The sequence below is a fragment of the Sphingopyxis sp. FD7 genome, assembly GCF_003609835.1.
GTDB lineage: Bacteria > Pseudomonadota > Alphaproteobacteria > Sphingomonadales > Sphingomonadaceae > Sphingopyxis.
Genome location: NZ_AP017899.1, coordinates 195,623 through 220,939, shown reverse-complemented (window position 1 = coordinate 220,939; position 25,317 = coordinate 195,623). Strand labels below are relative to the sequence as shown.

17 protein-coding genes and 3 pseudogenes are annotated in these 25,317 nt (G+C 60.5%); 9 read left to right on the top strand and 11 right to left on the bottom strand.

Translation table 11 applies throughout. The features are described 5' to 3' along the window. Positions 1-166: 166 nt before the first annotated feature. Complete coding sequence (locus tag SPYCA_RS18850) at positions 167-901, top strand: sulfite exporter TauE/SafE family protein (protein ID WP_172595177.1); 735 nt, start codon at positions 167-169, stop codon at positions 899-901. On the opposite strand, the gene SPYCA_RS18845 is transcribed toward SPYCA_RS18850, so the two are convergent. The 3 genes from SPYCA_RS18845 to SPYCA_RS18835 all read right to left on the bottom strand — a co-directional run bounded on the left by SPYCA_RS18845 (position 898) and on the right by SPYCA_RS18835 (position 5,014). After that, positions 898-2,244, bottom strand: coding sequence for a sigma-54-dependent transcriptional regulator (locus SPYCA_RS18845; RefSeq protein WP_120222568.1), 1,347 nt, complete (start codon positions 2,242-2,244; stop codon positions 898-900). The two genes, SPYCA_RS18850 and SPYCA_RS18845, sit on opposite strands and share 4 nt — an antisense overlap. Then, positions 2,241-3,911, bottom strand: coding sequence for a sensor histidine kinase (locus tag SPYCA_RS18840; RefSeq protein ID WP_120222567.1), 1,671 nt, complete (start codon positions 3,909-3,911; stop codon positions 2,241-2,243). The genes SPYCA_RS18845 and SPYCA_RS18840 overlap by 4 nt, the downstream gene beginning before the upstream one ends. Before the next feature lie 338 nt (positions 3,912-4,249). Continuing rightward, positions 4,250-5,014, bottom strand: a complete 765-nt coding sequence (locus SPYCA_RS18835; RefSeq protein ID WP_006949122.1) for an IS6 family transposase — start codon at positions 5,012-5,014, stop codon at positions 4,250-4,252. A 68-nt stretch (positions 5,015-5,082) separates the two neighbouring features. On the opposite strand from SPYCA_RS18835, the pseudogene SPYCA_RS18830 reads away from it, so the two are divergent. The 3 genes and pseudogenes from SPYCA_RS18830 to SPYCA_RS18820 all read left to right on the top strand — a co-directional run. Then, a pseudogene (locus SPYCA_RS18830) lies at positions 5,083-5,412 on the top strand (recombinase family protein); the annotation flags it as partial. Between the two features lie 19 nt (positions 5,413-5,431). After that, complete coding sequence (locus SPYCA_RS18825; protein WP_232003707.1) at positions 5,432-5,878, top strand: GNAT family N-acetyltransferase; 447 nt, start codon at positions 5,432-5,434, stop codon at positions 5,876-5,878. A 4-nt stretch (positions 5,879-5,882) separates the two neighbouring features. Beyond that, positions 5,883-6,263, top strand: a complete 381-nt coding sequence (locus SPYCA_RS18820; RefSeq protein WP_120222565.1) for a GFA family protein — start codon at positions 5,883-5,885, stop codon at positions 6,261-6,263. A gap of 241 nt (positions 6,264-6,504) precedes the next feature. Here the strand turns inward: SPYCA_RS18820 and SPYCA_RS18815 are convergent, their stop codons facing one another. Next, a complete protein-coding gene (locus SPYCA_RS18815) occupies positions 6,505-8,226 on the bottom strand; it encodes an MFS transporter (RefSeq protein WP_120222564.1) in 1,722 nt (573 codons plus the stop codon). A gap of 29 nt (positions 8,227-8,255) precedes the next feature. Further along, positions 8,256-9,587, bottom strand: coding sequence for a DcaP family trimeric outer membrane transporter (locus SPYCA_RS18810; RefSeq protein ID WP_232003705.1), 1,332 nt, complete (start codon positions 9,585-9,587; stop codon positions 8,256-8,258). 259 nt (positions 9,588-9,846) lie between these two features. Here SPYCA_RS18810 and acs point away from each other — a divergent pair, with 259 nt between their 5' ends. Both acs and SPYCA_RS18800 read left to right on the top strand, forming a co-directional pair. Beyond that, positions 9,847-11,784: an acetate--CoA ligase gene (gene acs, locus SPYCA_RS18805; protein WP_120222562.1), complete on the top strand. Its 1,938-nt coding sequence runs from the start codon at positions 9,847-9,849 to the stop codon at positions 11,782-11,784. Further along, positions 11,781-12,404, top strand: a complete 624-nt coding sequence (locus SPYCA_RS18800) for a response regulator transcription factor (protein WP_120222561.1) — start codon at positions 11,781-11,783, stop codon at positions 12,402-12,404. The genes acs and SPYCA_RS18800 overlap by 4 nt, the downstream gene beginning before the upstream one ends. Before the next feature lie 3 nt (positions 12,405-12,407). Here SPYCA_RS18800 and SPYCA_RS18795 read toward each other — a convergent pair whose 3' ends face one another. Beyond that, positions 12,408-15,632 carry a hybrid sensor histidine kinase/response regulator gene (locus tag SPYCA_RS18795; protein ID WP_172595176.1) on the bottom strand — a complete coding sequence of 1,075 codons (3,225 nt, stop codon included), beginning with the start codon at positions 15,630-15,632 and terminating at the stop codon, positions 12,408-12,410. Positions 15,633-15,988: 356 nt separating this feature from the next. On the opposite strand from SPYCA_RS18795, the pseudogene SPYCA_RS18790 reads away from it, so the two are divergent. The 3 genes and pseudogenes from SPYCA_RS18790 to SPYCA_RS19370 form a co-directional block, all read left to right on the top strand. Next, a pseudogene (locus tag SPYCA_RS18790) lies at positions 15,989-16,849 on the top strand (IS3 family transposase); the annotation flags it as partial. A gap of 35 nt (positions 16,850-16,884) precedes the next feature. Then, positions 16,885-17,565, top strand: a pseudogene (locus SPYCA_RS18785) (IS3 family transposase); the annotation flags it as partial. A gap of 674 nt (positions 17,566-18,239) precedes the next feature. After that, positions 18,240-18,389 (top strand): hypothetical protein, encoded by a 150-nt coding sequence (locus SPYCA_RS19370; protein WP_155644913.1) that lies wholly within the window; start codon positions 18,240-18,242, stop codon positions 18,387-18,389. Positions 18,390-18,474: 85 nt separating this feature from the next. Here SPYCA_RS19370 and SPYCA_RS18780 read toward each other — a convergent pair whose 3' ends face one another. The 5 genes from SPYCA_RS18780 to SPYCA_RS18760 form a co-directional block, all read right to left on the bottom strand. Continuing rightward, positions 18,475-18,873, bottom strand: coding sequence for a MerR family transcriptional regulator (locus tag SPYCA_RS18780; RefSeq protein ID WP_120222559.1), 399 nt, complete (start codon positions 18,871-18,873; stop codon positions 18,475-18,477). Between the two features lie 168 nt (positions 18,874-19,041). Then, a protein-coding gene (locus tag SPYCA_RS18775; protein ID WP_120222558.1) for an IS3 family transposase occupies positions 19,042-20,213 on the bottom strand; the annotation gives its coding sequence in 2 pieces (ribosomal slippage) (positions 19,042-19,949 and positions 19,949-20,213; 1,173 coding nt in all). A 256-nt stretch (positions 20,214-20,469) separates the two neighbouring features. Continuing rightward, the gene (locus SPYCA_RS18770) at positions 20,470-21,744 is read right to left on the bottom strand and encodes an MFS transporter (protein WP_172595175.1); all 1,275 of its coding nucleotides are present in this window, start codon (positions 21,742-21,744) and stop codon (positions 20,470-20,472) included. Between the two features lie 14 nt (positions 21,745-21,758). Further along, positions 21,759-22,739, bottom strand: coding sequence for an alpha/beta hydrolase (locus SPYCA_RS18765; RefSeq protein ID WP_120222556.1), 981 nt, complete (start codon positions 22,737-22,739; stop codon positions 21,759-21,761). 10 nt (positions 22,740-22,749) lie between these two features. Next, on the bottom strand, positions 22,750-25,230 hold the full coding sequence (locus tag SPYCA_RS18760) for a TonB-dependent receptor (RefSeq protein ID WP_120222555.1): 2,481 nt from the start codon (positions 25,228-25,230) through the stop codon (positions 22,750-22,752). Positions 25,231-25,317 lie beyond the last annotated feature (87 nt).

The following is a 25,317-nucleotide window of genomic DNA, read 5'->3' as shown; positions in this document are numbered from 1 at the left end:
GTGCATTCGCTGCGTCGGTCCAAGGGCGCGGTTCCTGTATTCGTCCAAGTCGTGCGGCCGCAAGTTGGGCCAACTCGCTGCCCATCGATTGAATTGTTCCCTGGGCACTGGCACCACTTCATCCAGCGCGATCTGATCGCGCTTCATGGGAGGGCGGACTTTGCCGATGGAGACCTGGTTGGTCCTATCGGGCTTCTTTGCCGCAGCGATCAACGCGGTCGCCGGTGGAGGTCCGGTTCTGACCCTGGCGGCCCTGGTGGCGGCGGGCATCGATCCGCGAATAGCCAACCTGACGTCGACGGTCGCGTTGTGTCCCGGGCAGTTGGTCGCGGGTTGGGAAGCACGCGATGGGCTCGCTTCACTGCGGAGCCGCGGTTACGCCCCTGCAACGGCGATCGCCATAGCCTTGCTCGGCGGAATGGCTGGCGCCGGCTTGCTGCTGGTCACTGCGTCGGATCACTTCAGAGAAATCATTCCTTGGCTGATCCTGATCGCTACCGCTCTATATGGGTTCAGCGGGCGAGCCGCGCACCTCTCGACCAGGCGCCGGTTGGCGCCGAGCACCCTTCAAGTAGCCATGGGAGGGTCGGCGATTTACGGCGGATATTTTGGCGGTGGAAACAGCTTCATCGTCTTGGCGCTGCTATCAGTTGCCGGACTGGAGGCTTCGCAGGGTGCCAGAGCGAAGAACGTCCTGGTGGCCTGTTTCAACCTCGGGGCGGTTACCGTCTTCGCCAGCTCGGGAGCGGTGGACTGGCGCGCGGCCGCGGCGGTCGGTGCCGGCGGGATCGCAGGCTCCTGGGTGGGCATGCGCGTCCTCAACCGCATCGATCCCAGACTTGTCCGCCCCATCGTGATTACGTGCGGCGTGGCTCTCGCCGCCTGGTTCCTGGTGAGCTAGCGCCTTCGGAATGTTCCGGGCACCAGGCCGTGCCGCGCCATCTTGTCGTAAAGGGTCTTGCGGGGGAGACTGAGGATCAGGCGCGCCTGCTCGATATCGCCGTGCGCCTTTGCGAGAACCTCCCGCAGATACTCTGCTTCGTAGCGCGCGACCGCATCCTTCAAGCTGCGGTTGTCGCCGCCGACAGGTCCTGGTTGCGCGGGGGCGCCCACGCCCTGTCCCGCCAAGACCGTTTGGTCGGCCAGGGCTTTCACCTCATGCGCATTTCCGAGCCAAGGGTTGGTCCGCAAACGGGCGACCACATCGGGTCCGACCACCGGAAACGGGGTACCCGCAAAATCGACTGCCTCCTTTAGAAACAAGCCGAACAAGCTCTGGATGTCGTCCCCCCGCGTCCGCAAAGGCGGCAGTTCGATCGTCGCCCCAGCCAGGCGGTGGTAAAGCGATCGGCTGAAGCGGCCGGCATCGACGTCCGCCTGCAGTCCGGGATCGGCGGTCGCGATGATCCGCAAGTCGATGGGAATGGGAATGTCCCCGCCCAACGGAGCGATGGCGCCGTCTTCCAGGACCCGCTCGATAACGGGCTGGAGCCGCTGCGGCAGGCGATCGACCCGATCGAGAACCACGGTGCCTTGATCCGCCCGGCGAAGCGCGCCCGAGCGTGGCGAATGTCCGCCGGGCATGGCGCCGCTCACATGGCCCGCAAGGAACGCCTCCGCCTGTTCGGGCAACGCGTCGCAATCGATGGTCACCAGGGTCTTGGCAGCGCGCCGTGAGTGTCGATGCACCAGACGGGCGCAATGCGATTTGCCCGTCCCGGGTTCACCAATGAGGAGCAGTGGTTTCTCCGTGCCGGCCAGCGAACGAAGCGAGCTGCGAATGTGTACAGAGACTGGCGAGACGCCAGCAAACTCCTGCTCGAACGCCGCCTGGGCAGCATCCCGGAGGCGGCGATTTTCCAGCACGAGATCACGCTTTTCCAGAGCGCGGCGCACGGTCGCCGCGAGCATGCCGGAGTCAAACGGCTTGGAGAGAAAATCGTAGGCGCCGCGACGCATGAGATCGACCGCCGTCGGCAGATCGCCGTGCCCGGTGATGATGACCACCGGCAGATCGGGGTCCATCGTGGCGAGGCGCGCAAAGAGTTGCGTGCCATCCATGCCCGGCATCCTGAGATCGGTGACGACGATACCAGGGAATTGCGCGTCGATGGCCGCCAGAGCTTCGTCGGCGCCTGCGAAGCCGAGTGGGCGCAAGCCCTCAAGTTCGAGTGCCTGCAACAGGGCTCGGCGCAGGTGCAGGTCGTCATCGACGATTGCCACCGCATCGCACGTCGTGCTCATCCCGCACGCTCCAGCTCGATCAGGAACGTCGTGCCGGCGGGGCCGCTTTCGACCAGCGTCAACTCGCCGCCGAATTCGGCCACGATGTCGCGGCTGATGACCAGGCCCAGTCCCAGCCCACTGTCCTTGGTGGTCATGAAAGGCTGGAAAAGGACCGTACGCACGGCCGGGTCGATCCCGGGACCGTTGTCGCTGACCGCGATCCGGACGCGCGCGCCCGAAACGATGGCGTCGCAGCGGATCAGGGTGCCGTCCCCGCCGGCATCCAGAGCGTTCTTGACCAGATTGACCAGGACCTGCTCGAGACGGGTCGCTTCCGCGCGCACCACGAGGCCATCTTCCGCGAACGAGAACTCCAGCCGCGCCTTCTTCTGGCGCACCGCGTCGCCGACCAGCAGGGAAACGCCGTCGCATACGGTTTTGAGAGACACCGCGCCTAGCTTGCGCTCGGAGCGGCGGGCGAAGTTGTGCAGTTCGCCGGTAATCGTCCCGATCCGGTCGACCAGCCCTTCGATCTCCTTCATCGCGGACCCGGCTTCGTCCGTCCGGCCCAGCGCCACGAGCCGCGCGGCGCTTCCGGCGCGCATTCCAATCGCGGCGAGTGGCTGGTTGATCTCATGCCCCACGCCGGCAGCCATCTGGCCGAGCGAGGACAGCCGATTGGCTTGTTCGAGCCGATCCCTGAGTTCTCCGATCTGTTGCTGGCGAATTGTCTCCTCACGCGCGGTGACCGCGCGGCGGCGGATCAGAAACGCCATCAATCCGCCCACCACCAAGACGGCGGCGAGAAGCACGGTCAGCCAGGCGACATTGCGCGCACCCACCGCGGCAGTGCGGATCGGGGCCAGGGCGACTAGCTTCCGTCCGCTGCCGAGCTCGGCGGCGGCGGCGAGCAGACGCTGTCCGCTCCATCGTCCGCTGGCGAGCACGTCGCCGGCGGCGAACGCCGGGTGCTGGGTGAGAGGCGCCTGACCGTAGCTCCGCCGGTCGCGCAGTTGCCGGCGCACGTTTTGGGGCACGGAAGCGACGGTGCGGAAACGCGTTTCGGGCCGGCTGGTGACGATGATCACGCCGTCCGCATCGGTCACGAACGCCTCGCCGATCGACTTCGCCCATTCGCGCTCGAGATTGTCGAAACGAATCTTGACGACGAGCACGCCGACGGGGCCGCTCTGGCTGTCGATCCGCCGGGTCAGGAAGAGCCCGGGAATGCCGCTTCGGGTGCCGAGCGCGAACTGGCTGGACTGGCCATCGGCGAGCGCCTGGGTGAAATAGCGCCGGAAACGGTAGTTTTCGCCCATGAAGCTGTCCGGCTGGCGCCAGTTGCTGCTGACGACGGTCGTTCCCTGACGGTTCATGAGGTAGATGACGGAGGCGTCCAACCGACCGGTCAGGGTCGCGAGGCGATCGTTGAGACGGGACGCCGCGGCCGGATCGCCCGGCTCGAGAACGCGCCTGACTTCCGGATCGGCGGACAGCGTGGTGGCGACGAGTTCGAACGTGTCCACCTGGCGCCGGAAGTTGCTCGCCGCCAGCGTCGCGATCTCGCCCAACCGCTCGCGCTCACGCTCGATCGTCCGGTCGACAGCGATGCGCTGCGCCAGCCACAGCATCGCCCCCAAAGTCAGACATCCCGCCACTAGAGCGACAAGGCGCCGGTCGATCATCCTTTCCCTCACATCGCCCAGAGTAGCTTCGACATCCGACGTGGCTATCAGTTTGTGCGGTTTTCCGCACAAATGGATACATGATTGACAAATAATTGTTGTAGATCAGATGCTTGTTGGCAGCCGGTGGCGCTTGCCGCGAGCTTCCCGGACCGTAGACTTACAAAAAATTGACATGGGAGAGAGATATCGTGGCGCATCCGGCCACCCCGTCCGCGCAGGCACGCAAGGGCCACTTGCTCAGCCACCTCTACGTGCAGGTGCTGCTGGCCATCGTCTCGGGGATGGCTCTGTTGCAAACATGGGGCACGGCCGCGCGGCGTCACCCAGTTGGGGGATTAGGCAGCATTGGCGAAATGCTTATTGAGCATAATCATGGTTTCGGTCAGGGCCGAGGGTCCAATTCCGAATGCTCTTTCAACCAGGCGCACCTCCCCCATGATACCTGGCTGCAGGCACCATGCCTGGGCCTGTCCTTTGCGTAGGGCGCGCATGACCTCGAAGCCCTTGATCGTGGCGTAGGCCGTTGGCATCGACTTGAAGCCACGTACCGGCTTGATCAGCATCTTCAGCTTGCCGTGGTCGGCCTCGAGCACGTTGTTCAGATATTTCACCTGCCGGTGCTCGGTTTCCGCCGCCAGTTTGCCTTCGCGTTTCAGCTCAGCGATTGCTGCGCCGTAGCTGGGTGCCTTGTCGGTATTGAGTTTGGCCGGCTTTTCCCAGTCCTTCAGGCCACGAAGAGCTTTGCCCAGAAAGCGCTTCGCCGCTTTGGCGCTGCGTGTCGATGACAGATAGAAATCAATCGTGTCGCCCCGTTTGTCGACCGCCCGGTACAGGTAGGTCCATTTGCCCCGCACCTTTACGTAGGTCTCATCCAGACGCCAGCTCGGATCAAAGCCGCGCCGCCAGAACCAGCGGAGACGCTTCTCCATCTCCGGCGCGTAGCGCTGCACCCAGCGATAGATCGTCGTATGATCGACATCGATCCCACGCTCGGACAGCATTTCCTCGAGATCACGGTAGCTGATGCCGTATCGACAATACCAGCGCACCGCCCATAGGATGACCTCGCCGGTAAAATGCCGTCCTTTGAAATCGTTCATCGCAACTGACCTTGACAGTACATGAGCCCAATCTTGGAAACCGTGTCAGAGTTTGCAACAGAGCCCTTGATCGCATCGAAGCAAGCAATGCGGGCTTCCGTTCCCTGACCGAGAGCATAGATACCACCACTCCAGCAGGCCGGATGATGATGCAGATGGTTGGCAGCTTTGCCGAATTCGAACGAGCGATGATCCGTGAGCGAACCCGTGCTGGGCTTGACCAGGCTCGGGCAGAAGGCCGCATTGGCGGCCGACGACCGAAGTTGAATACAAAGCAGCGATCCGAAATCGCCGAGAGCGTCTTGTCGGGCCGCAAAACGGCAGCCGAAATGGCACGCATATTCGGTGTCAGCCAACCCACTGTCTCGCGCATCGTCGCTGCGGTGCGCAATGCCTAGGCCGGTCTTGCGCAGAGCGGTGTTGGAGGATGTGCCGGATATTCAGGCGCTCACCATCCGAGCCTACACAAAGTGGCTGGACATCACGCCGCGGCCTCCTCGACCGATCACTGCCGACTATAATCAGGCGTTTTTCGACCACCGTTTCGACCTGCTGGTCGATCAAGGACAGATTATTGGCCTCGTAGAGACCACGCAACAGGGCGACGAGCTAATGATCGTCAATGTCGCGGTATCCCCCGATCGTCAGGGAGAAGGACATGGCGCTCTATTGATGCGTCATGCGGAACATATCGCCCAGAATGCCAGGTTGCGCGGCACGCGACTTTACACCAACAAATTGATGAGTTCGAATATCGCGCTTTATGAACGTCTTGGCTATGTGTTCGAGAAAGAGACAATCCACGACCTTGGCACAATCGCGGTGCACATGGTTCGGCCATTGATGAACCAGAAGGGGGCTTAGACCGATGCAGTCCGAAGCGGTTTGCAATTGTGGGCGATGCAAGGTGCGGTGCGCTGGGTCACCTGAGCGTGTGTCAGTTTGCCATTGCCTGAGCTGCAAGCGACGCACCGGCAGCGCCTTTTCATGGAACGCCACCTACAAAAGCGAAAATGTGGTCAGCGAGGGCAGCTTTGCTAATTTCTCACGGGCAACCGACACCGAGCGCACAAACCACTATTTCTTCTGCACCCATTGCGGCGCCGTCATGTTTTACGAAGTCGAGATGCGACCCGGCATGCTGTCGGTTCCGGCGGGGTTGTTTGCCGACGCCGCGTTTCCGGCCCCTCAAGCTGAAGTGTTTGATGAACGGCGCGTCGACTGGTGCACCGTTGATGCCTGCCGCTGATGCGATTTTCGAAACGGAGCATCTTACGCTGCGATCTCCGATGCCTGTCGATGTTTCGACGTTGTTAAAAGTCCGGGGACGACCGCTTTGTTGGGGAATCCGGAAAGGCAGTTTTGAAGGGGAAATGGCGGTGAGCAGCCGTTCGTTCATTTTCCGTTCGAAAGGCAACCCAAGCCCAATTGAACAGAAAAGGGCGGCCAATTGGCCGCCCCAGTCAGTGCTCCTTTTGGGGAGAGCTTGTTTAATCGTCGATGTTCTTTTTGAATGTTTCCGGCAAAAACAGCAGCCCTACGACGACCGTCAACCCGGCAACCACGATCGGGTACCACAGGCCGTAGTAGATATCCCCGGTGGCAGCCACCATCGCGAAGGCCGTCGTGGGGAGAAAGCCACCAAACCAGCCATTGCCGATGTGATAGGGCAAGGACATGGCCGTGTAACGGATGCGGGTCGGAAACATTTCCACCAGCATCGCGGCAATCGGTCCATAGACCATCGTCACCAGCAGCACCAAATAGGTAAGGATGGCAATCACAACCGGCTTGTTGATCTGTGTCGGATCAGCAAAGAGGATCTTCTTGGCTGCCTTGGGGTCCCTCGCTGCCGCAGGGTTGTCTTTTACTGGATAGCCTGCGGTTTGCAGTGCACCAATGACGGAGCCGCCAAAGGCCTTGATCGCAGCAGCTTTGTCATCACCCGTTACCTTTGCTGGATCGGGAACAGTAACGACTACTTCGCCAATTTTCACCGATGCCACGGTCCCGGCGGGTGCCTCGACAACACTATAGTTGATTGCGTTCTTTGCCAGAAACGACTTGGCAATGTCGCAGCTTTTGCTGTCAAACTTGTTCTTGCCGATTGGGTCGAATTGAACCGAGCAATCACCGTTATTGACTGTTACCGTTACGGGAGCGCTGATGCTCGCTTGGGTCAAGGCGGGGTTGGCCGCATTGGACAAGGCATGGAACGCCGGGAAGTAAGTCAACGCCGCGAGCGCGCAGCCAGTCAAGATGATCGGCTTGCGCCCGATCCGGTCAGACAGCCAACCAAAAAAGACGAAAAACGGTGTGCCGATAATTAGAGCAATGGCGATCATGATGTTGGTGGTTGCGCCATCAACGAGCAGCATTTTTTCGAGGAAGAACAACGCGTAGAACTGTCCAGTATACCAAACCACGGCCTGACCAGCGACAGCGCCGAGCAGCGCGATGAGCGCAAATCTCCCATTTTTCCAATTGCCGAACGCTTCAGAAATCGGCGCCTTGGAATTGGTGCCTTCGTCCTTCATTTTCTGAAAAACCGGGCTTTCCTGAAGCTGCATGCGGATCCAGAGCGATACACCAAGAAGTAGGATTGAAACGAGGAACGGCACACGCCAGCCCCAATCCTTGAACGCCTCTTCACCGATCAACGTGCGAGTGCCAATCACTACCAGAAGTGCTGCAAAAAGGCCGAGTGTTGCCGTTGTCTGGATGAAGCTGGTATACAAACCGCGCTTATTGTTGGGCGCATGTTCGGCCACATAGGTTGCAGCTCCGCCATATTCACCGCCTAACGCAAGGCCTTGCAGCAACCGCAAAACCACCAAGATGATGGGTGCGGCAACACCGATACTGGCATAATTAGGCAATACGCCAACAGTGAACGTCGCAAAGCCCATTAGGCCCATGGTGACGAGGAAGGTATATTTGCGGCCGACAACGTCGCCCAGCCGGCCAAAGAATAGTGCGCCGAAGGGCCGCACTGCAAAGCCTGCTGCAAAAGCGCCCAGCGCAAATATGAAGCCCGTGGTTTCATTGACGCCCGAAAAGAATTGAGCAGAAATTATCGTAGCCAGAAGGCCGTAAAGGTAGAAATCATACCATTCAAAAATTGTCCCCAGCGATGAGGCAAGGATGACTTTCTTTTCGCCGCCCGTAACCTCATGGTGCTTGGGGATTGCGTCTTCAGCTAATGTAGCCATTGCTTTTCTCCCACTCTCTCTCAGTTAAATCAGAAACTATATTTTGCTGCAAATTCGACGCGGTCGAGTTGCCCCGTGGCACCACTGACCAGTTCGCGTTCGCCGTGGCGATATTCGACCCCCAGATCGAGGCCAGCAACCGGCGACCAGAACAGATTTCCCGCAAGGCTCCATGCCTTGTTGTTGTAGGCAAGTAGCGATGCAACTGGGATCGAGTCCGCGTAACGCACATCCTGGTAGCCCGCCATCAAGGTGGAACGCAGTTTGGGTGTCCAGCCCAGCCGGACTGCGCCCAAAACCGAAAACACATCCACATTGCGGAGCTTATTGCTGCCCGGTACGAATACCGCATCAGGCGCGAAGTTCAGGCCGACATAGCGGCCAATTCCGCGACCATAGGTTCCCATGAAACGGACATCAAAGCGCTTGTCCTTGTCGAGGAAAATCTTGCCGCCGACACTAGCGCCATAACCCATCGCCTCATCGCTGACCGCGCCATTGTCGACCGACAGCTGGCGAGCCAATCCTGCGAACGACAATTCGCCAAAGCTGCCTGCATAATGAAGCCGCGCTGCGAAATCGGGGATCGAATCATCGTCATTTTCGATCAACGTAGGTGACCCCAAAGTTGCCGTCGCACTCTCCGGATTTTCCGCCGAGACATGGAGGGTAAATCCTTTGCCTGCCGGGATGGAGTAACGGACCAGTGGCTGGCGAACGAAGACCGTGCCCTCGGTGGGCCCAACAAAATCGGTCGATTCGGGTAGCGCGGCTACATATTGGAAAGTGCTCCAATCCTGGCCAACAGTCAGCTTGTCGAACTGCACATAGGCCCGACGCAATGCCAGATTATAACCATTGGTTGTCCGCTCTGAGCCTTGCGTGCCAGGCGCGGTCTGGAAGTCGGTTTCGATATAACCCTTGAGTGTATGGTCACCGACCTTGGTTTCCAGATTGAGCCAAAGCCGGGTCTGTTTCGCCGAGAAGTCACTGTCGGTCGATTCGCCCACTCCGCCTATGGGAATGGCCTGCGGCAGGTAGAAATCCCTGCCAAAGGTATTGGCAGCGACATCGCCATCGTTCCATTTGCTAAAAGTCGCGACGGTCTTGATAAAGCCCCCAATCTTTACGCGGGTTGCGCCACTCCCTGCAGTGAAGCCGTCCACCGCGGCTGGTGCGGGGGCCGGCTTGGCCTGTGCGACCGCTACTTCAGTTGCCTTGGCTTCTGCTCGTGCCGTCGCCTCGCGCAGCATCGCATTCTCCGCTTTGGTCGCGGTCAACTCGCCTTGAATGGTTCCAAATGCGCGCTCCAGCGCCTCTATACGCGCTTCAAGCTCTTTTTCTTTGGCAGTGTCCGCCATTGCGACACCCGGCAGAAAAGCCGCAACTGCGGCGCCTGCCAATAGCATATTCCTGATAGAATTTTTCCTCACAACACCCTCTCAACGCCGGTTCGACCGGTCCCTTTTTCGGAGGATTGCATGCTCAGACATTTTTTCGGCTGCGGATAGTTAGACCTTGGTCGAATAGGCGTTCGACTTTGGTCTAGGATGCAGAGCGGCTCGATACTTGCTAAATTGTGCAGCAAGGCAAAAACTGCCGGCAAATAGGAGAGGCGCTATGTCGGACAAATATCCCGTCCCAGCCGAATGGGCCGCCAAGGCCTATATCAACGAGCAAGGCTATGCGGACGCCTACAACGCATCAATCAACGATCCCGATGCCTTTTGGCGCGGTGAGGCAAGTCGGATCGACTGGATGAAGCCCTTTACCAAAGTGAAGAGCACCAGCTTTAACGAGGCGGATTTTGGCATCAAATGGTTTGAAGATGGAGTGCTGAATGTTTCCGCCAATTGCCTTGATCGGCATTTGCCACACCGCAAGGATGATGTCGCGCTCATCTGGGAAGGGGATGACCCCTCACAGCAGCGACGCATCACTTATGGTGATCTTCATGCAGAGGTGTGCCGCTTTGCCAATGTCCTGAAAGGGCTTGGCGCAAGAAAGGGCGACCGCATCACCATCTATATGCCGATGATCCCCGAAGCGGCAATGGCGATGCTCGCCTGCACGCGGATCGGCGCGATCCATTCGATCGTGTTCGGCGGCTTTTCGCCCGACGCCCTTGGCGGACGCATTCAGGATTGCGATTCGTCGATCGTGATCACTACCGATGCCGGCATGCGCGGGGGAAAACTGGTGCCGCTGAAGGCCAATGTCGATGAAGCCCTTTCCCTCTCCACCTCGGTGCAGAAAGTGCTCGTCGTGCGTCATGTCGGCAATGATATCGACATGAAACGGGACCGTGATGTCTGGTATGACGAAGCCCGTGAAAGCGTGACCAACGACTGCCCGCCAGAACCTATGAATGCGGAGGATCCGCTTTTCATTCTCTACACATCGGGGTCAACCGGAAAACCGAAGGGCGTGTTGCATACAACGGGCGGCTATCTGGTCTGGGCGACGATGACGCATCATTATGTGTTTAACTATAAGCCGGGACAGATCTACTGGTGTGCGGCCGACATTGGCTGGGTCACGGGCCATAGCTATGTCGTTTATGGGCCGCTTGCCAATGGCGCGACGACAGTGATGTTTGAAGGCGTTCCCAACTATCCGACGCATAGCCGTTTCTGGGAAATAGTGGACCGGCATCAGGTCAACATCTTCTATGGCGCACCCACCGCATTGCGCGCGCTGATGCGCGAGGGTGATGAATGGGTCAAAAAAACCAGCCGTGCTTCGCTGCAGCTTCTTGGTAGTGTCGGTGAACCGATCAACCCGGAGGCATGGGAATGGTATTACCGCGTTGTCGGCGAAGAGCGCTGCCCCATTGTCGATACCTGGTGGCAAACCGAAACCGGAGCCTGCATGATGACGCCCTTACCCGGCGCTCATGTCCTGAAACCCGGGGCTGCGAGCTTCCCAATGTTTGGCGTTAAACCGCAGATCGTGGACAGCGACGGCAAGCCACTGGAAGGAGCATGTGAAGGGAATCTCTGCATTACCGATAGCTGGCCCGGACAGATGCGCACCGTCTGGGGCGATCATGAACGTTTCTTCCAAACCTATTTCACGACCTATCCTGGCAAATATTTTACCGGCGATGGCTGCAAGCGTGACGAAGATGGCTATTATTGGATCACCGGTCGCGTCGATGATGTGATAAATGTGTCCGGCCACCGCATGGGAACCGCCGAGGTTGAAAGCGCACTTGTCGCCCATGCCAAGGTCGCCGAGGCCGCGGTTGTCGGCTATCCGCACGATATCAAGGGGCAGGGCATTTATGCCTATGTCACGCTGAACGCCAATGAAGAGGAGACCGCAGAGGTTCGCGCTGAGCTAATCAAATGGGTTCGCCATGAAATCGGCCCCATCGCGACACCGGACGTCATCCATTTCGCGCCGGGCCTGCCAAAGACCCGGTCAGGCAAGATCATGCGCCGCATCCTGCGCAAGATTGCCGAGGGTGATGTGTCCAATCTAGGCGACACCTCGACGCTGGCCGATCCGTCGGTCGTTGACAGTCTCGTCGGAAATCGTTCATTGGCGGCATGACCGGAACGATCCTCATCGCTGACGATCATCCGCTGTTCCGGCAGGCGCTGGCGATGGCGGCAGCGCAAGTGCGGCCAGATGCCCGCCAGGTTGAGTGCGCCAATCTGCCGTCGGCGTTGAACGAGGCCGTAGCGGCTGACGACCTGATCCTCATCCTGCTTGATCTGAAAATGCCGGGTGCAGAGGGCTTTTCGGGCGTTGCCCTGCTCCATGCTGAAAAACCGCAAGTTCCGATCTTGGTGGTTTCCAGCGCTGGCGCAGCGCAGGCTAGTCTTGAAGCAGTGCGTTTTGGCGCTGTCGGTTTTATCAGCAAGGATGCCGACCTGTCCGTAATTGAACAGGCCATTGCCGACGCGCTGGCTGGAAAGACAATTGCGGCCCCGGTTGATGCCGCCATTGATCCTGTGGCTGCACAAATAGCGTCGCTCACGCCCACCCAGCTGAAAGTACTGTTGGGTGTCATGCGGGGCCGCCTCAACAAGCAGATTGCCTATGATCTGGGGGTCAGCGAAGCGACTGTGAAGGCGCATATGACAGCAATTTTTAAGAAACTTGACGTCCAGAACCGGACCCAGGCTGTGCTGGCGGCGAAAGCGCTGGGTATCGAACTGGCGCATTGAGCCTTACTCGGCGGCAAGCGTCTCGGGAGTTTGTGTCAGCCAGCTATCGAGCTGCGGCATGGACACAGGCTTTGTGAAGACAGTGATGCCCATGGCTTGGGCGCTGGCCTGATAGTCCTGCGACCGAGCCGCCGTGATCAACGCGATCCGGCCGACGCGGTTCTGCTCAGTCAACAGCCGGGCCAGTTCCAGCCCATCCATCCCGGAGCCAAGGTTGAAGTCGATCAGGGCAATGTCATAGGTGCCGGCTCCCGCCGCCGCTGCTTCGCCGTCCTGTGCAGAATTGGTCTGATGCCCCAGCGGTTCCAAATAGCTTCGCAGTGCTTCAATGTTGGTTCCGTCATCGTCGACAATCAGGATTGAAAGCGGCCCCGTCGGCGATGCGGAACGCGGCACTTCTACACTTACATTCGCCACTGCCAGCAAAGACACCGGAAGCGAGACGCTGAAGCGGCTTCCCTTCCCGCTGCGCGAACGAAGCGATATGCGGGCATCGAGCAAACGCGCTGTTCGCTCCACGATCGCAAGGCCCAGACCAACGCCGCCATCGCCTGCATTGGGAAGCCTTTCAAACTCGCGAAAAATGATAGTCTGCTTTTCTTCTGGGATACCGGGCCCTGTATCAATCACGTCGATCCTGGCATTGGAACCGCGCCGTCTGATCCCAACCAATATGCCCCCCCTGTCCGTATAGCGCACCGCGTTGGCCAGAAAGTTTTGGACGATCGAACGGAGCAGGCCGGGATCGGTCTCAACCGTCGCGTCGCCGGGACCTATGCGAATGTCGATGCCTTTTTCGCGCGCCAATGGAGTCATTGTCTCAACCATCTCGACCAGCAAGGGCCGCAGGCGGAAGACTTGCTTTTCAGGCATTACGCCGCCTGCATCCAGTTTCGAAATGTCGAGCAAGGATCGCAATAGCGCCTCCGCAGAGTCTATCGAACGGTCAAGCTTACCCAGTAGCCCTTGTTGTGCGGCATCACTTTCCCGCTTCAAGGCCGCCGAAAAAAGCCGCGCCGCGTGGAGCGGCTGCAACAGGTCATGGCTGGCTGCAGCCAGAAAGCGCGTCTTTTCGGCATCGGCATCAGCCAGCGCCAGATTGGCTGCGTGAAGCTCACCAGTGCGCTCCTTCACCCGTGTTTCCAGCATCGCACGGGCCTTTTCAACCTCCGCCAGGGCCTTGGCCTCAGCAGTTACATCGGTGAAGCACATGACATAACCGCCGCTGGGCATCGGCCCGCCAACCGTCTTGAAAACACGCCCATCGGGGCGGACGCGTTGGAAACTGTGCGGCTGACCCCGTCGCATATGGCCAAGCCGCTTTTCGACATGCTCATCGACTTCACCGGGACCGCATTCGCCACGCTCCGCATTATAGCGGATCATATCCGCAATCGGAGCGCCAACGCGGACCATAGCAGCCGGATAGTCGAACATTTCGAGGTAACGGCTGTTCCAAGCGACGAGATTCAGTTCGCGGTCGACCACGCTGACGCCGGGATCGATATTCTCAAGCGTTGCCGCGAGTAGGCCTTTGGAAAAGCGCAGACTTTGCCCGGTGTCTTCCAATAGCCGGGTCACTTCATGATGGGTCAGGTTCGATCCATGCAAGGCCGAACCCAGAAAAGCCCTTGCAGACGGCAGTCCTACGATGCTGGCAATCAAGCGTTCGGCATTGCGCGTTGCCGAACGGTTTATGGGCTGCTCCGGATGGAGCGCCCCAAAATGGCCCTCGGCAACCTCTCTGCCTACGAACCTGGCGACAACGCCTTTCAACTCCCCAACCGTCGCAATGGAACCTGTTGCGGGCGTTGCATCGCGCAACAACGCCGGGATCGCGGCCGTTCGAACCCGCCGCATGGTGACAATCGCAAGTGCTGCGAGGTTGGCACCTAGGCTCCACAATGTCCCATGGCTGATCGGGCTGAGGCCATCGATTCCGAACAATGCCGTTGGATCAAAAAGGGTTCCCGCCAGCCCGTCGAGGACGGATGGCGGCAGAACTTGCGGTAGAGCCAGCGTGTAGGCCCAAAACACAAGCCCAACGCTCATCCCGGCCTTGGCTGCCGTCGCGTCCCGGTTCCCGCCATAAACGGCTAGGATCAGGATCGGCGCAAACTGTGCCATGGCCGCAAAGGCGACAAGGCCAATTGATGCGAGCTGCTGGTTTACAGGGATGGCAAGCGCCCAGATGAGTGCCGCCCCCATGATCGCAAATATCGTTGCGCGCCGCGCGCTGGGTAGCAACCCACTCAGATCGTCCTTAGTGGCGAACTTCGGATTGCGGAGCAGTGCAGGAGCGATCAGGTCATTGGAAACCATCGTTGCCAAGGCGATTGTTTCCACCACTACCATGGCGGTAGCGGCCGAGAACCCACCCAGGAACACGGCCAGCGCGATCAGTTCCTGCCCTTGCGACAACGGCAGTTGCAAGACAAACAGATCGGGTCGGCTCTGATCAGGAAGCAAGGCAAGTCCTGCTGCTGAAATCGGCAAGACGACCAGCAAGGTCAGCAGCATGTAGAGGAGGAAAGGCCAGCGAGCCCGGGTCACATCATCGCCCGATTCCGCCTCGACCACCGTCACATAAAATTGTCGCGGAAGGCAGAATATGGCGGTCATCGACAGCAAGGTGATGATGAAGAAATCCGTGTTTATGGCAGACGGCGCGAAGTTGGAGGCAAGCTTGGACATTCCGGCTGTGGCAACTTTCCCATCGAGCCCAATCACCAAGAAGATGGCCAGCGCGCCGGCGATCAGCAGCGCTCCCAGTTTCAGCAAAGATTCGAACCCGACAGCGAACAACACGGCGTCGTTCCGGCTTGCGGGATCATAGCGCCGCGTTCCGTAGGCGATGGCAAAAACGGCGAGGCCGAAAGCAGCAAATGCGATGGTGACAGCCGGTGTTTCGATCCCGGATATCAGGCCAAAGGTAGTGCTCAACGAACGCAGCTGAAGCGCGATATATGGGATGCTACCCAATAACGCCAATGTTGTAACCAATGTTGCAACACCCCGGCTGCTGCCGAACCGACCACCAATGAAATCCGACAATGAGTTTGCGCCATCTGCCTTAAAGGCATCCACGAGCCGCCTCAAGAAGCCATGCGCGAAAAGAAAGACCAGTATTGGTCCCAAATAGATGGGCAGATAAGACCACCCATCGGCAACCGCACTGCCGACGGCACCATAGTAGGTCCAGCTGGTGCAATAGACGGCAATGGCCAACGCGTACGTTGAAGGGCGTAACCGCCGCATGAACGGCTTTGATCCCGCCCGATCCGCCCAGGATGCGAAGGCGAATAGCGCAAAGGAGTATAGCAATGCCACGACCAATGGCAGCATGATATGCTCTGACCTCTCCCGCGCAGCAGTGAATCTGCTGTCTCTAAAACAGGCTGCTACGCAACAGCTTTAAGATCAACCAATATCTTGTCTCGTCGACTTCCCGGAGCTCAGTCACCGATGAACGAATGACCGGTATCGGGAGATCGGTTTGCAACATTGAACGCCGGCTTGGTTGTCGCTAGCTGCCGGTCAGCGGTCTACCGTGAATCTGTGTCCCAATAATGCACTGAGGCCACATCAGAAGGATGATGCCGGTGTCCGAGCGGCGACTATGCCGCGTGCTCGGGCAACACCGGTCGACACAGCGCAAGGCGCCACGCGGGGCGGATGACGAAGCAGCTCTGACCGAGGACATCATCGCGCTGGCCCGGCAATATGGTCGTTATGGCTATCGCCGGGTGACGGCGTTGCTGCGCGATGCGGGCTGGCATGTGAACCGCAAGCGGGTCGAGCGCATCTGGCGCCGCGAGGGACTGAAGGTGCCGCAGCGGCAGCCGAAGCGCGGGCGGCTCTGGCTGAACGATGGATCGTGTATCCGGCTCCGGCCGGAATATCCCGGCCATGTCTGGTCATACGACTTCGTCGAGGGCCGCACCCATGACGGTCGCAAATACCGGATCCTGTCGATCATCGACGAGGCGAGCCGGGAGTGCCTGGCGTTGCCGGTAGCGCGCAAGCTCAGGAGCGATGACGTGCTCGCAGCGCTGGCCGAACTGTTCGTCACGCGCGGCCCGCCGGCGCATATAAGGTCGGACAATGGCCCGGAGTTTATCGCGACGGCGGTGCAGCAATGGCTCGCCCAGATCGGCGTGAAGACGCTCTATATCACGCCCGGATCACCGTGGGAGAATGGCTATTGCGAAAGCTTCAACGGATCGCTGCGCGATGAATTGCTCAACGGCGAGATCTTCTACTCGCTCGCTGAGGCCCAGATCCTGATCGAAGCCTGGCGGCGACATTACAACACCATCCGGCCGCACAGCTCGCTCGGATATCGACCACCGGCGCCGGAGGCCGTTCCATCGCCAGTGTCGCCCTCCGGTTCCGCTTCGCTCCACCTACGGCCAACACTGGCGATGGAGGCGTCAATGCACTAACAATCCGCCCGGACCACTCGGTGGGGGCCGGTCAGCGCCGCGATGGGATCGACGTCGCCAAGTGCACCGTGGAGCGGCTGATGCGCGCGATGGGCTTGGCAGGGATAAGGCGCGGTAAAGCCTGCGTTACCACCGTCAGTAATCCGAAGACACCGTGCCCGCTGGACAGGGTCAACCGTGCGTTCAAGGTCAAGCGGCCCAACGCGCTGTGGGTCGTCGACTTCACCTATGTTCATACCTGGACCGGCTTTGTCTACGTGGCCTTCGTGATCGACGCCTTCGCCCGGCGGATCGTAGGCTGGAAGGTCAGCACCAGCGCCACAGCAGGGTTCGTGCTGGATGCCCTGGAGCAGGCAATCCATGCGCGCAGGCCAAATGCCGAGGATGGCCTGATCCACCATAGCGACAGGGGTGTGCAATATCTGGCCATGAGCTACACCCAGCGGCTGTCCGAAGCCGAGCTGGTGCCCTCTGTGGGCAGTGTCGGTGACTCGTATGACAACGCCCTCGCCGAGACCATCAACGGCCTCTACAAGGCCGAAGTCATCTGGCGGCAACGATCATGGCCAAACGCTTCAGCGGTGGAAATGGCAACCCTGCGCTGGGTAGATTGGTTCAACCATCACCGCCTGTTTGGCCCAATCGGACACATCCCGCCCGCCGAGGCCGAAGCCAATTACTATGCAGCCACCGACAACCTCAATATGGTTGCATGACCCAAATGAAACCGCCTCCGGGAAACCCGGGACGCTTCACCATATTTGCCGTGAGCAAATGCGGTCCATTCATCCAATCGGATTACGGGCGACTTACATACCTCCGCTCTCCTGCCTTCCGCATCTCGTTTAGTGTTGAGGTCAATGAAGGGGCGGTTGAGGCGAGAATTGTCAGTGACGCCAATCTCGTCTTTGACCCGGATCACCGGGGAGCTGATGGTTTTGCGAAGACAATTTGCACTGCTCGAAGCGACGAGGAGCTTACCGGATAGCTGTGTAACTATATCTTTGATCACGGCGGATACAGCAGTATGGTCCACCCAGTGACACAGCGCCTCTTTCTATATCTTGCGGCCTTTTTGGTCGCAATGCTCCCCGTAGAGGCAACCTATGCAGCGAACGGTTGCGCACCCATGGCAGAGATGGCCGCAGATGCAGGCGAATGCGGCGATTGCATGGATGATGAGCGCGGGCAGTGTCAGAGCTATTGCTTGGCCATGTGCCAGATGCTTCCGGCAGAGCGCATTTCGTCGCTCGAGCCCCGTGATTTATCGCCACTCACGTTTCTTGCGCTTCTTGGAAAGTTTCCGCCTCTACCTATTGGAGGGCCGGAGCCACCGCCTCCCCGAATGCTCCGCTGATCCACGCAATTAAATTTCAACGGAGATAACATCATGAAGAAGTACATCATCACGGCAGCAGTGCTGCTCGGTTCCAGCTCGGCCGCTTTTGCCGCCGCGCCGGATCAGGTCGCATCGCTGGCCATGTCCTGCTGCGACCTCGTGCTCGCATGCTGCGAGGCTGCAATGGACTGCTGCCCGTAAGGGACTAGCCAAGACATAAGTGCGGGCGTCTGGTCACTGACCGGGCGCCCGCTTTTTTGTGATCTCTTCGCTGCGCGCGGTTCGCTTATGCTAACGAGCACGGGGCCAGGGTCTCGATGATTTTGCAGTCGGCGACTGTCCCGTGGCGGCAGGAACCGACCACCCGGTCGAGCTCGCCGCGCAACGCGCTCAGATCGGCGATCTTGCGGTCGATTTCGGTGAGGTGGACGCGCGCGATTTCGTCGATTGCATCGCAGGATTGGGACTTGTCATCCGACAGCGTGAGCAGTTCGCGAACCGCTTCGAGCGTGAAACCGAGATTGCGGGCGCGGCGGATGAACGACAGACGCGCCAGATGATCATGGCCGTAAGCACGATAGTTGGCGCTGGTCCGCGCAGGCGGCAACAACAGCCCGATCTTTTCATAATAGCGCACCGTCTCGACCTTGGTCGCCGTGGCGCTTGCCAGTTCGCCAATTTTCATTGCCACTCCTTCGGGGTTGACCCTGTAGTTGCTACAGGGTGTAGATAGAGTGCCGACTCGCAGATTGTCGAGAAGGTAAGATAATGGCTGATGATTGCTGCAAGGCCGCGTGCGGAACGACCGCAACGCTGAATTGACCGGCCCCCACCGAGTGGTCCGGGCGGATTGTTAGTGCATTGACGCCTCCATCGCCAGTGTTGGCCGTAGGTGGAGCGAAGCGGAACCGGAGGGCGACACTGGCGATGGAACGGCCTCCGGCGCCGGTGGTCGATATCCGAGCGAGCTGTGCGGCCGGATGGTGTTGTAATGTCGCCGCCAGGCTTCGATCAGGATCTGGGCCTCAGCGAGCGAGTAGAAGATCTCGCCGTTGAGCAATTCATCGCGCAGCGATCCGTTGAAGCTTTCGCAATAGCCATTCTCCCACGGTGATCCGGGCGTGATATAGAGCGTCTTCACGCCGATCTGGGCGAGCCATTGCTGCACCGCCGTCGCGATAAACTCCGGGCCATTGTCCGACCTTATATGCGCCGGCGGGCCGCGCGTGACGAACAGTTCGGCCAGCGCTGCGAGCACGTCATCGCTCCTGAGCTTGCGCGCTACCGGCAACGCCAGGCACTCCCGGCTCGCCTCGTCGATGATCGACAGGATCCGGTATTTGCGACCGTCATGGGTGCGGCCCTCGACGAAGTCGTATGACCAGACATGGCCGGGATATTCCGGCCGGAGCCGGATACACGATCCATCGTTCAGCCAGAGCCGCCCGCGCTTCGGCTGCCGCTGCGGCACCTTCAGTCCCTCGCGGCGCCAGATGCGCTCGACCCGCTTGCGGTTCACATGCCAGCCCGCATCGCGCAGCAACGCCGTCACCCGGCGATAGCCATAACGACCATATTGCCGGGCCAGCGCGATGATGTCCTCGGTCAGAGCTGCTTCGTCATCCGCCCCGCGTGGCGCCTTGCGCTGTGTCGACCGGTGTTGCCCGAGCACGCGGCATAGTCGCCGCTCGGACACCGGCATCATCCTTCTGATGTGGTCGATACAGCGCCTTCGGCGCGCGGGGCTTAGAAGTTTCCCCGGGCGGCCTCCTGCAGGATCAGCTTGTCCAGCGTCAGGTCCGATATCGCACGACGAAGCCGCGCATTCTCTTTCTCCAGATCTTTCATCCGCCGCGCCTGGTCGGTCTTCAGGCCGCCATACTCCTTGCGCCAACGATAGTAGGTCTGCTCGCTGATCGCGATCCGACGGCACGCCTCCGCAGTCGTCGCCCCCTGCGCCAGCACAACCTCCGCTTCACGCAGCTTGCCGATAATCTCTTCCGCGCGATGCTTCTTGCTCGGCATTCATAATCTCCTTCGTCATCCAAAATATCATCAATTTTGGACCACTCAGAAGGGGGCAGATCACTAGGAGGAATGGCAAAGTCTTCGGTAAATGTACGCAATTGCCGGATGTTCGCATCGCCAGTCGCGAACTCGGCGCTCAGAGCATTCGGCAATTCCGCAGGTGCCAGCGCGGCGTAGGCTATCCGATCAGCAAGCGACTGGGCACCGGCCTATGGCTCAACCCTTGATGTGTTAAGCCATGCGGATTCGATTTTCATCTATCGCGGGTTGGTCGAAACAACACCAAGATTATCACCGCGCCGAGCAGCGGCCCCATCCCCATGACCAGGGCCGTGGAGGGAAGGCCGAAATCCGCCGCGAGCATCGCGCCCGCCATCGCCGGGCCCAGCGCCGCGCCGGCGCGGCCCACACCCACACCGAACCCGATGCCGCGGCCGCGCAGTTCGGCTGGGAAGGCATTGGCGAGGAGCGCGTAGAATGCGACCCCGCCGGAGTTGAAGAATATGCCCACCAGCGCAGCCGCGATAGTCAACAGCATCAGGTCCGCTCCCACCCGCGCAAACAGATTTACCGCCAGCGCCGCGCCGAGCAGCACCAGGATCGACGCGCGCGGCAGGGTGATGCGACCGGCGAGCAGCCCGAACACCGGGCCCGCGGCTGCGCCCGCCAGCATCGCGACGATCAGCATATCGGCTCCGGCCTGCGCCGGGTGCCCAAGGTCGACGACCAGCTTGGGCAACCATTTGAAAATGAAATAGTAGCAAGACATATGCCCGACATAGGCGAGTGTAAGCAGTACGGTGGTGCGCGCCAGCCCGTGGCGGAACAGTTCGAGCAGCGAGCCCGATCGTCCGAAATCATTCGTCGGCTCGCGCGCACTTGCCGGCGGCAGGCGAAACCGCTGCAGAACCGCGTTGGCCTGCGTCAAATGGTTCCGCGACCGCGCCAGCCAGACGGGCGATTCAGGTAGCAGCGCGAACGCCAGCGGCAATGCAGCGACAGTCACGGCAAACCCGAACAGGAACACATCGCGCCAGTCGCCCGCGGCAACCAGCTGACGCGCAACCAGTCCGCCCAGCACCGTGCCGATCGGGTAACCGACGATCATCGTCGAGATCACCACGGGCCGCCAGCGGTCGTTGGAATATTCCGCCACCACCGCCGTCAGCGAGGCGAGCATACCGCCGATCCCGAGACCCGTGACGATGCGATAGGCGGAAAGCTGTTCCACGTTCTCCGCATAGGTCGCGCCAAACATTCCCCCGGCCATCAGCACCAGGCACGCCAGGATGCAGGGCCTGCGCCCGTACTTGTCCGCCGCCATCCCGAACGCGAGCGAACCGGCAGCCATGCCGATCAGTTCCATCGACAGCACCCAGCCCAGCACGGCGGGTCCGAGTCCCCAATCCGCGGCGATACCCGGTGCGGCGAAGCTGATCGACGCCGCATCATAGCCGTCGAGCCCGTTGAGGAACACCGCCAGTGCGATCGCCACCCAGCGACGCGCGCCCATCGGTGTGTCGCCCAAGGATCTTTCGGGAGTCATGCGGTGGTCCGTTTCGGTTCGGCGATACCAATAGCTAACAGGGCATCGAGCCATGCGCCCAGATCGCGGCGATATTGCCGCGCGAGGCGGCTGCGGCGCAACAGATCGAAGCCGTGGATCGCGCCACTGTAGGTGTGGAACTCGGTCGCATTGCCCGCCGCACACAGCCGGCGGGCGAACTCGAGGTTCTCGGCCAGAAACAGATCGAGGCTGCCGGTTGCGAGGAAAGTCGGTGGGAGCCCGGCGAGCGACTTCGCCGTGGCGGGCGAGAACCAGCCGACCTGGGCGCGATCGATCGATTGTCCGCCCCGGAGTGCGTCCCAGCCATATCGATTGCGCATGGCGGTCCAGATGAACTGCCCGGCTGGTCCGTGATCGTGCGGGTCGTTCGCCCCACCGGTTCGGTGATCGAGCATCGGGTAAGTCAGTATCTGCCCAGCCAGCCCGGGTCCGCCACGGTCGCGCAGGCGCAGCGCCAGCGCCGCCGCCAGGCCGCCACCGGCGCTCTCGCCCATGAGCAGAATCCGAGCAGGGTCTACGGCGAGATCGCTCGCTTGGGCGATCAGCCAGTGCAGTGCCGCCTCGGCATCGTCGAGTTGCCCCGGAAACACCGTTTCGGGCGCAAGGCGATAATCGACGGACATCACCACCAACTCGTGGCGCAAGGCGATCTCGGGCATGAAAATCCGCGCCATATCGGGCGACCCCATGACCATGCCACCACCGTGCAGGTGCAGGATGGCGCCGCGGGCGCGGGCGCTGCGCGGAGGATCGAACAGCAGCGCGCCCACCGGCGGGCCATCGTGCCGCTCTACCTCGACCGCCCTTGGCTCGAGCTGGGTGTCGAACAGGCGAGGATCGACTCTCCCACGCTCTCTCGCGGTGGCAAGGGCCGCGTCGCTGAGGTCGATCAGTGGCAGTGTATCGATCAACACTGCCACTTCGGGATCTACCAGCGCGCGACTTTCGTCGGTCATCGCGTCACGGTCAGAACTTGAACGCGAGTTGCAGCATGACCTCGCGCCCCCGACTCACGACCGCGCGCTGCTCTCCGATCTGGCCTGGCACGCTGGCACCGCCCGTCCGGTCCGCAGCGTAGAGCAGGAAGTTCTCATCGCTAAGGTTGCGGCCGACCAGAGAGGCCCTCCAGCGGTCATCATCCGGCCCGAACGAAACGCTGGCATTGAAGCGCCAGAAATCCTCCTGAAGGCTTGGCGGGGCAAGTGTGTCGGAGGCGAAGTAGCTGCCACTGTAGAAAGCATCACCGGTCACTCCGAGGCGGAATTCGCCGACCGGGATGTCGAATTCGAATCCTGCATTTCCCGCCCAGCTGGGTGAACGCGCCGGCGCTCGTCCGCCGTAGTCCTGTTGCAGCGTCAGCGCAGTCGCATTGACGAACGAACAGTTGGGCGGTGGCACGGCGGTCGCTCGCGTCGTGCCGGTCGGGAAAGTGAAGGCGTAACACTGCCCGATGAAGTCCTCGAAGCGGTTCCGCGTGTAAGCGACTGCTGCATGGAGCCGCAACACGTCGCTGGCCTTGAAATCGCCCTCGACCTCGAAACCGCGCTGCTTCACCTTACCGGCATTGTTGATGGTAAACGCAATTCGCGCCGGGTCGAAGGTGTTTACCTGAAGATCCTTGAATTCATAAGCGAACACCGCCGCCGAAAGCGACAGTCGGCGATCGAGGAATGAACCTTTGGCACCCAGTTCGAAACCCCGCGCCTTTTCCGACTCATAGTCAACGTCGGAAATCCGCGTCGTGGTCTGGAGCGGGTTGGTCAGCCCGAATCCGCCCGACTTGAAACCGGTCTTGTAAGCCAGGAAAATCGTCGCATCGCCATGCGGGCGCCAGGTCAGGGTCGCTTCGGGCGAGATGTTGCTGTCCTCGAACTCGCCTTTCAGCACGCCGACCTCGTCCGAGCCGGGGAACATCGTCGTAGCTGTGTTGAAGCCGAAGATGCCGTATAGGTTCCGCTTGGAATAGTCCTTGCGCTCGCGGGTGTAGCGCGCGCCGCCCGCCAATTCGACCGTCGGCGAGATGTCGAATATTGCTTGACCAAAGAACGACAGCGTCGTGCCGTCCTGCACGTTGAGATCCTCGTATAGAGCAAAACGACCGCTCGACGCTTGGTAGAACGAATCCCTCACTTTGACGTCATTGGTGTCAAACAGCGAGTTATCCTGATAGAAACCGCCGATCATGAAATTGAACGGACTGTCGAAATCTGACACAAGTCGCAGCTCCTGGCTCCAGGTGCGATTGCGCTGCTTGTTGTAAAAGGCGAGCTGCGAGTAAGTCGTCTGATCCAGGCCCGAAAGAAATTCGTAGGTCACTTTGTTGTAGCCACTGGTCGAAACCAGCGTCAGTCCGTCTGCCAGGTCAAAACCCAACTCGGCCGAAACCACGAAGGCCCGGAGTCGACCATAGGCACGGCCATTCTCGCGATCGCCCGCCATCGTGCTCGAAATCGCCGTCGGCAGGTCGCCGTTGGTGGTGCGGTTATCGGCAATGCATTCGGCGAACGGGTCGGCGATGCCGATGACGCGCGGATTCGGGCCGGTGCAGGGGCCGATGTTCTGGGTGGCAACGCCAGGGCCGGAATCGTTACCCGTCGCGCCGAATACCTTGAGACGCGCGGTGATCCGATCCCCCAATTCTCCCTTGAGCGTCAGGCGGCCGAGAAACTCCTCATCTCCTGGGCGCGGATCGGATGTGCCGGGAAGCTGTGCCGCGCCAGCAGGAGCGCCTGTGGCCGCACTGTAGAACGGGTTGGCGATTGGTTGTGCGGTATTGCGCAGCCAGCCGTCGAGGTTGCGGTAGCGCACGGCGATGCGCGCGCCGAAGGTGTCGGACAGCGGCCCGGACACGGCCGCGTCGGCGACCACTTCGTCGCCGACGAACTCGTACCCCACGCGCCCGCTCACTTCGAGCGAGTCGGTCGGATCCTTGGTCCTGATCGCAATCACGCCGGCGGGGCTGTTCTTGCCGAAGAACAGCGCCTGCGGGCCCTTGAGGATTTCCACCTGGCTGACATCGAAGAACCCGAGCTGGGCGACGCGTCCATCGCTGGTCTGAACCCCGTCGATCGCGACCGACACAGCCTGCTCAAATCCGGCCTGGTTCGCCGGTGAACTGATCCCGCGGATGGCGATCGTGCCGCCGCCGTTGGATTTGTAAGCTCCGACGATAACTGTTGGGGTAAGTTCGGCAATCTTGACCAGATCGGTCGCGTTGGAACGGGCAATATCTGCCTCGCCGATCACCGAGACGACGACCGGCACGTCGTTGAGCGTTTCCTCGCGCCCGCGCGCCGTGACGACAATTACCGTTGCCGGCTCCTCTGCGCCAGCAGCCCCGCCACCGGAACGGCTATCCTGGGCAACCGCCGAAACACTCGTGGCCAGCGCACTGGCGGCAAGCAGGTAAGCCGCGGCTCGGCGGCTACGGATGGAACGATCAAGCATCGCGCGTCTCCCAACTGCCCTACGGATGCCGCGGGCTGATGCGACATCAACACTGTCGTGGAATTTTTGTCAACATGGACGTGGAAA

Excerpts from the sequence above, each read along its gene's own strand:
- SPYCA_RS18835 (WP_006949122.1), bottom strand. The coding sequence starts at position 5,014 with ATGAACGATTTCAAAGGACGGCATTTTACCGGCGAGGTCATCCTATGG.
- SPYCA_RS18780 (WP_120222559.1), bottom strand. The coding sequence starts at position 18,873 with ATGAAAATTGGCGAACTGGCAAGCGCCACGGCGACCAAGGTCGAGACG.
- SPYCA_RS19370 (WP_155644913.1), top strand. The coding sequence starts at position 18,240 with ATGAAGAAGTACATCATCACGGCAGCAGTGCTGCTCGGTTCCAGCTCG.
- SPYCA_RS18840 (WP_120222567.1), bottom strand. The coding sequence starts at position 3,911 with ATGATCGACCGGCGCCTTGTCGCTCTAGTGGCGGGATGTCTGACTTTG.
- SPYCA_RS18820 (WP_120222565.1), top strand. The coding sequence starts at position 5,883 with ATGCAGTCCGAAGCGGTTTGCAATTGTGGGCGATGCAAGGTGCGGTGC.
- SPYCA_RS18800 (WP_120222561.1), top strand. The coding sequence starts at position 11,781 with ATGACCGGAACGATCCTCATCGCTGACGATCATCCGCTGTTCCGGCAG.
- SPYCA_RS18810 (WP_232003705.1), bottom strand. The coding sequence starts at position 9,587 with ATGGCGGACACTGCCAAAGAAAAAGAGCTTGAAGCGCGTATAGAGGCG.
- SPYCA_RS18765 (WP_120222556.1), bottom strand. The coding sequence starts at position 22,739 with ATGACCGACGAAAGTCGCGCGCTGGTAGATCCCGAAGTGGCAGTGTTG.
- SPYCA_RS18850 (WP_172595177.1), top strand. The coding sequence starts at position 167 with ATGGAGACCTGGTTGGTCCTATCGGGCTTCTTTGCCGCAGCGATCAAC.
- acs (WP_120222562.1), top strand. The coding sequence starts at position 9,847 with ATGTCGGACAAATATCCCGTCCCAGCCGAATGGGCCGCCAAGGCCTAT.
- SPYCA_RS18815 (WP_120222564.1), bottom strand. The coding sequence starts at position 8,226 with ATGGCTACATTAGCTGAAGACGCAATCCCCAAGCACCATGAGGTTACG.
- SPYCA_RS18845 (WP_120222568.1), bottom strand. The coding sequence starts at position 2,244 with ATGAGCACGACGTGCGATGCGGTGGCAATCGTCGATGACGACCTGCAC.
- SPYCA_RS18760 (WP_120222555.1), bottom strand. The coding sequence starts at position 25,230 with ATGCTTGATCGTTCCATCCGTAGCCGCCGAGCCGCGGCTTACCTGCTT.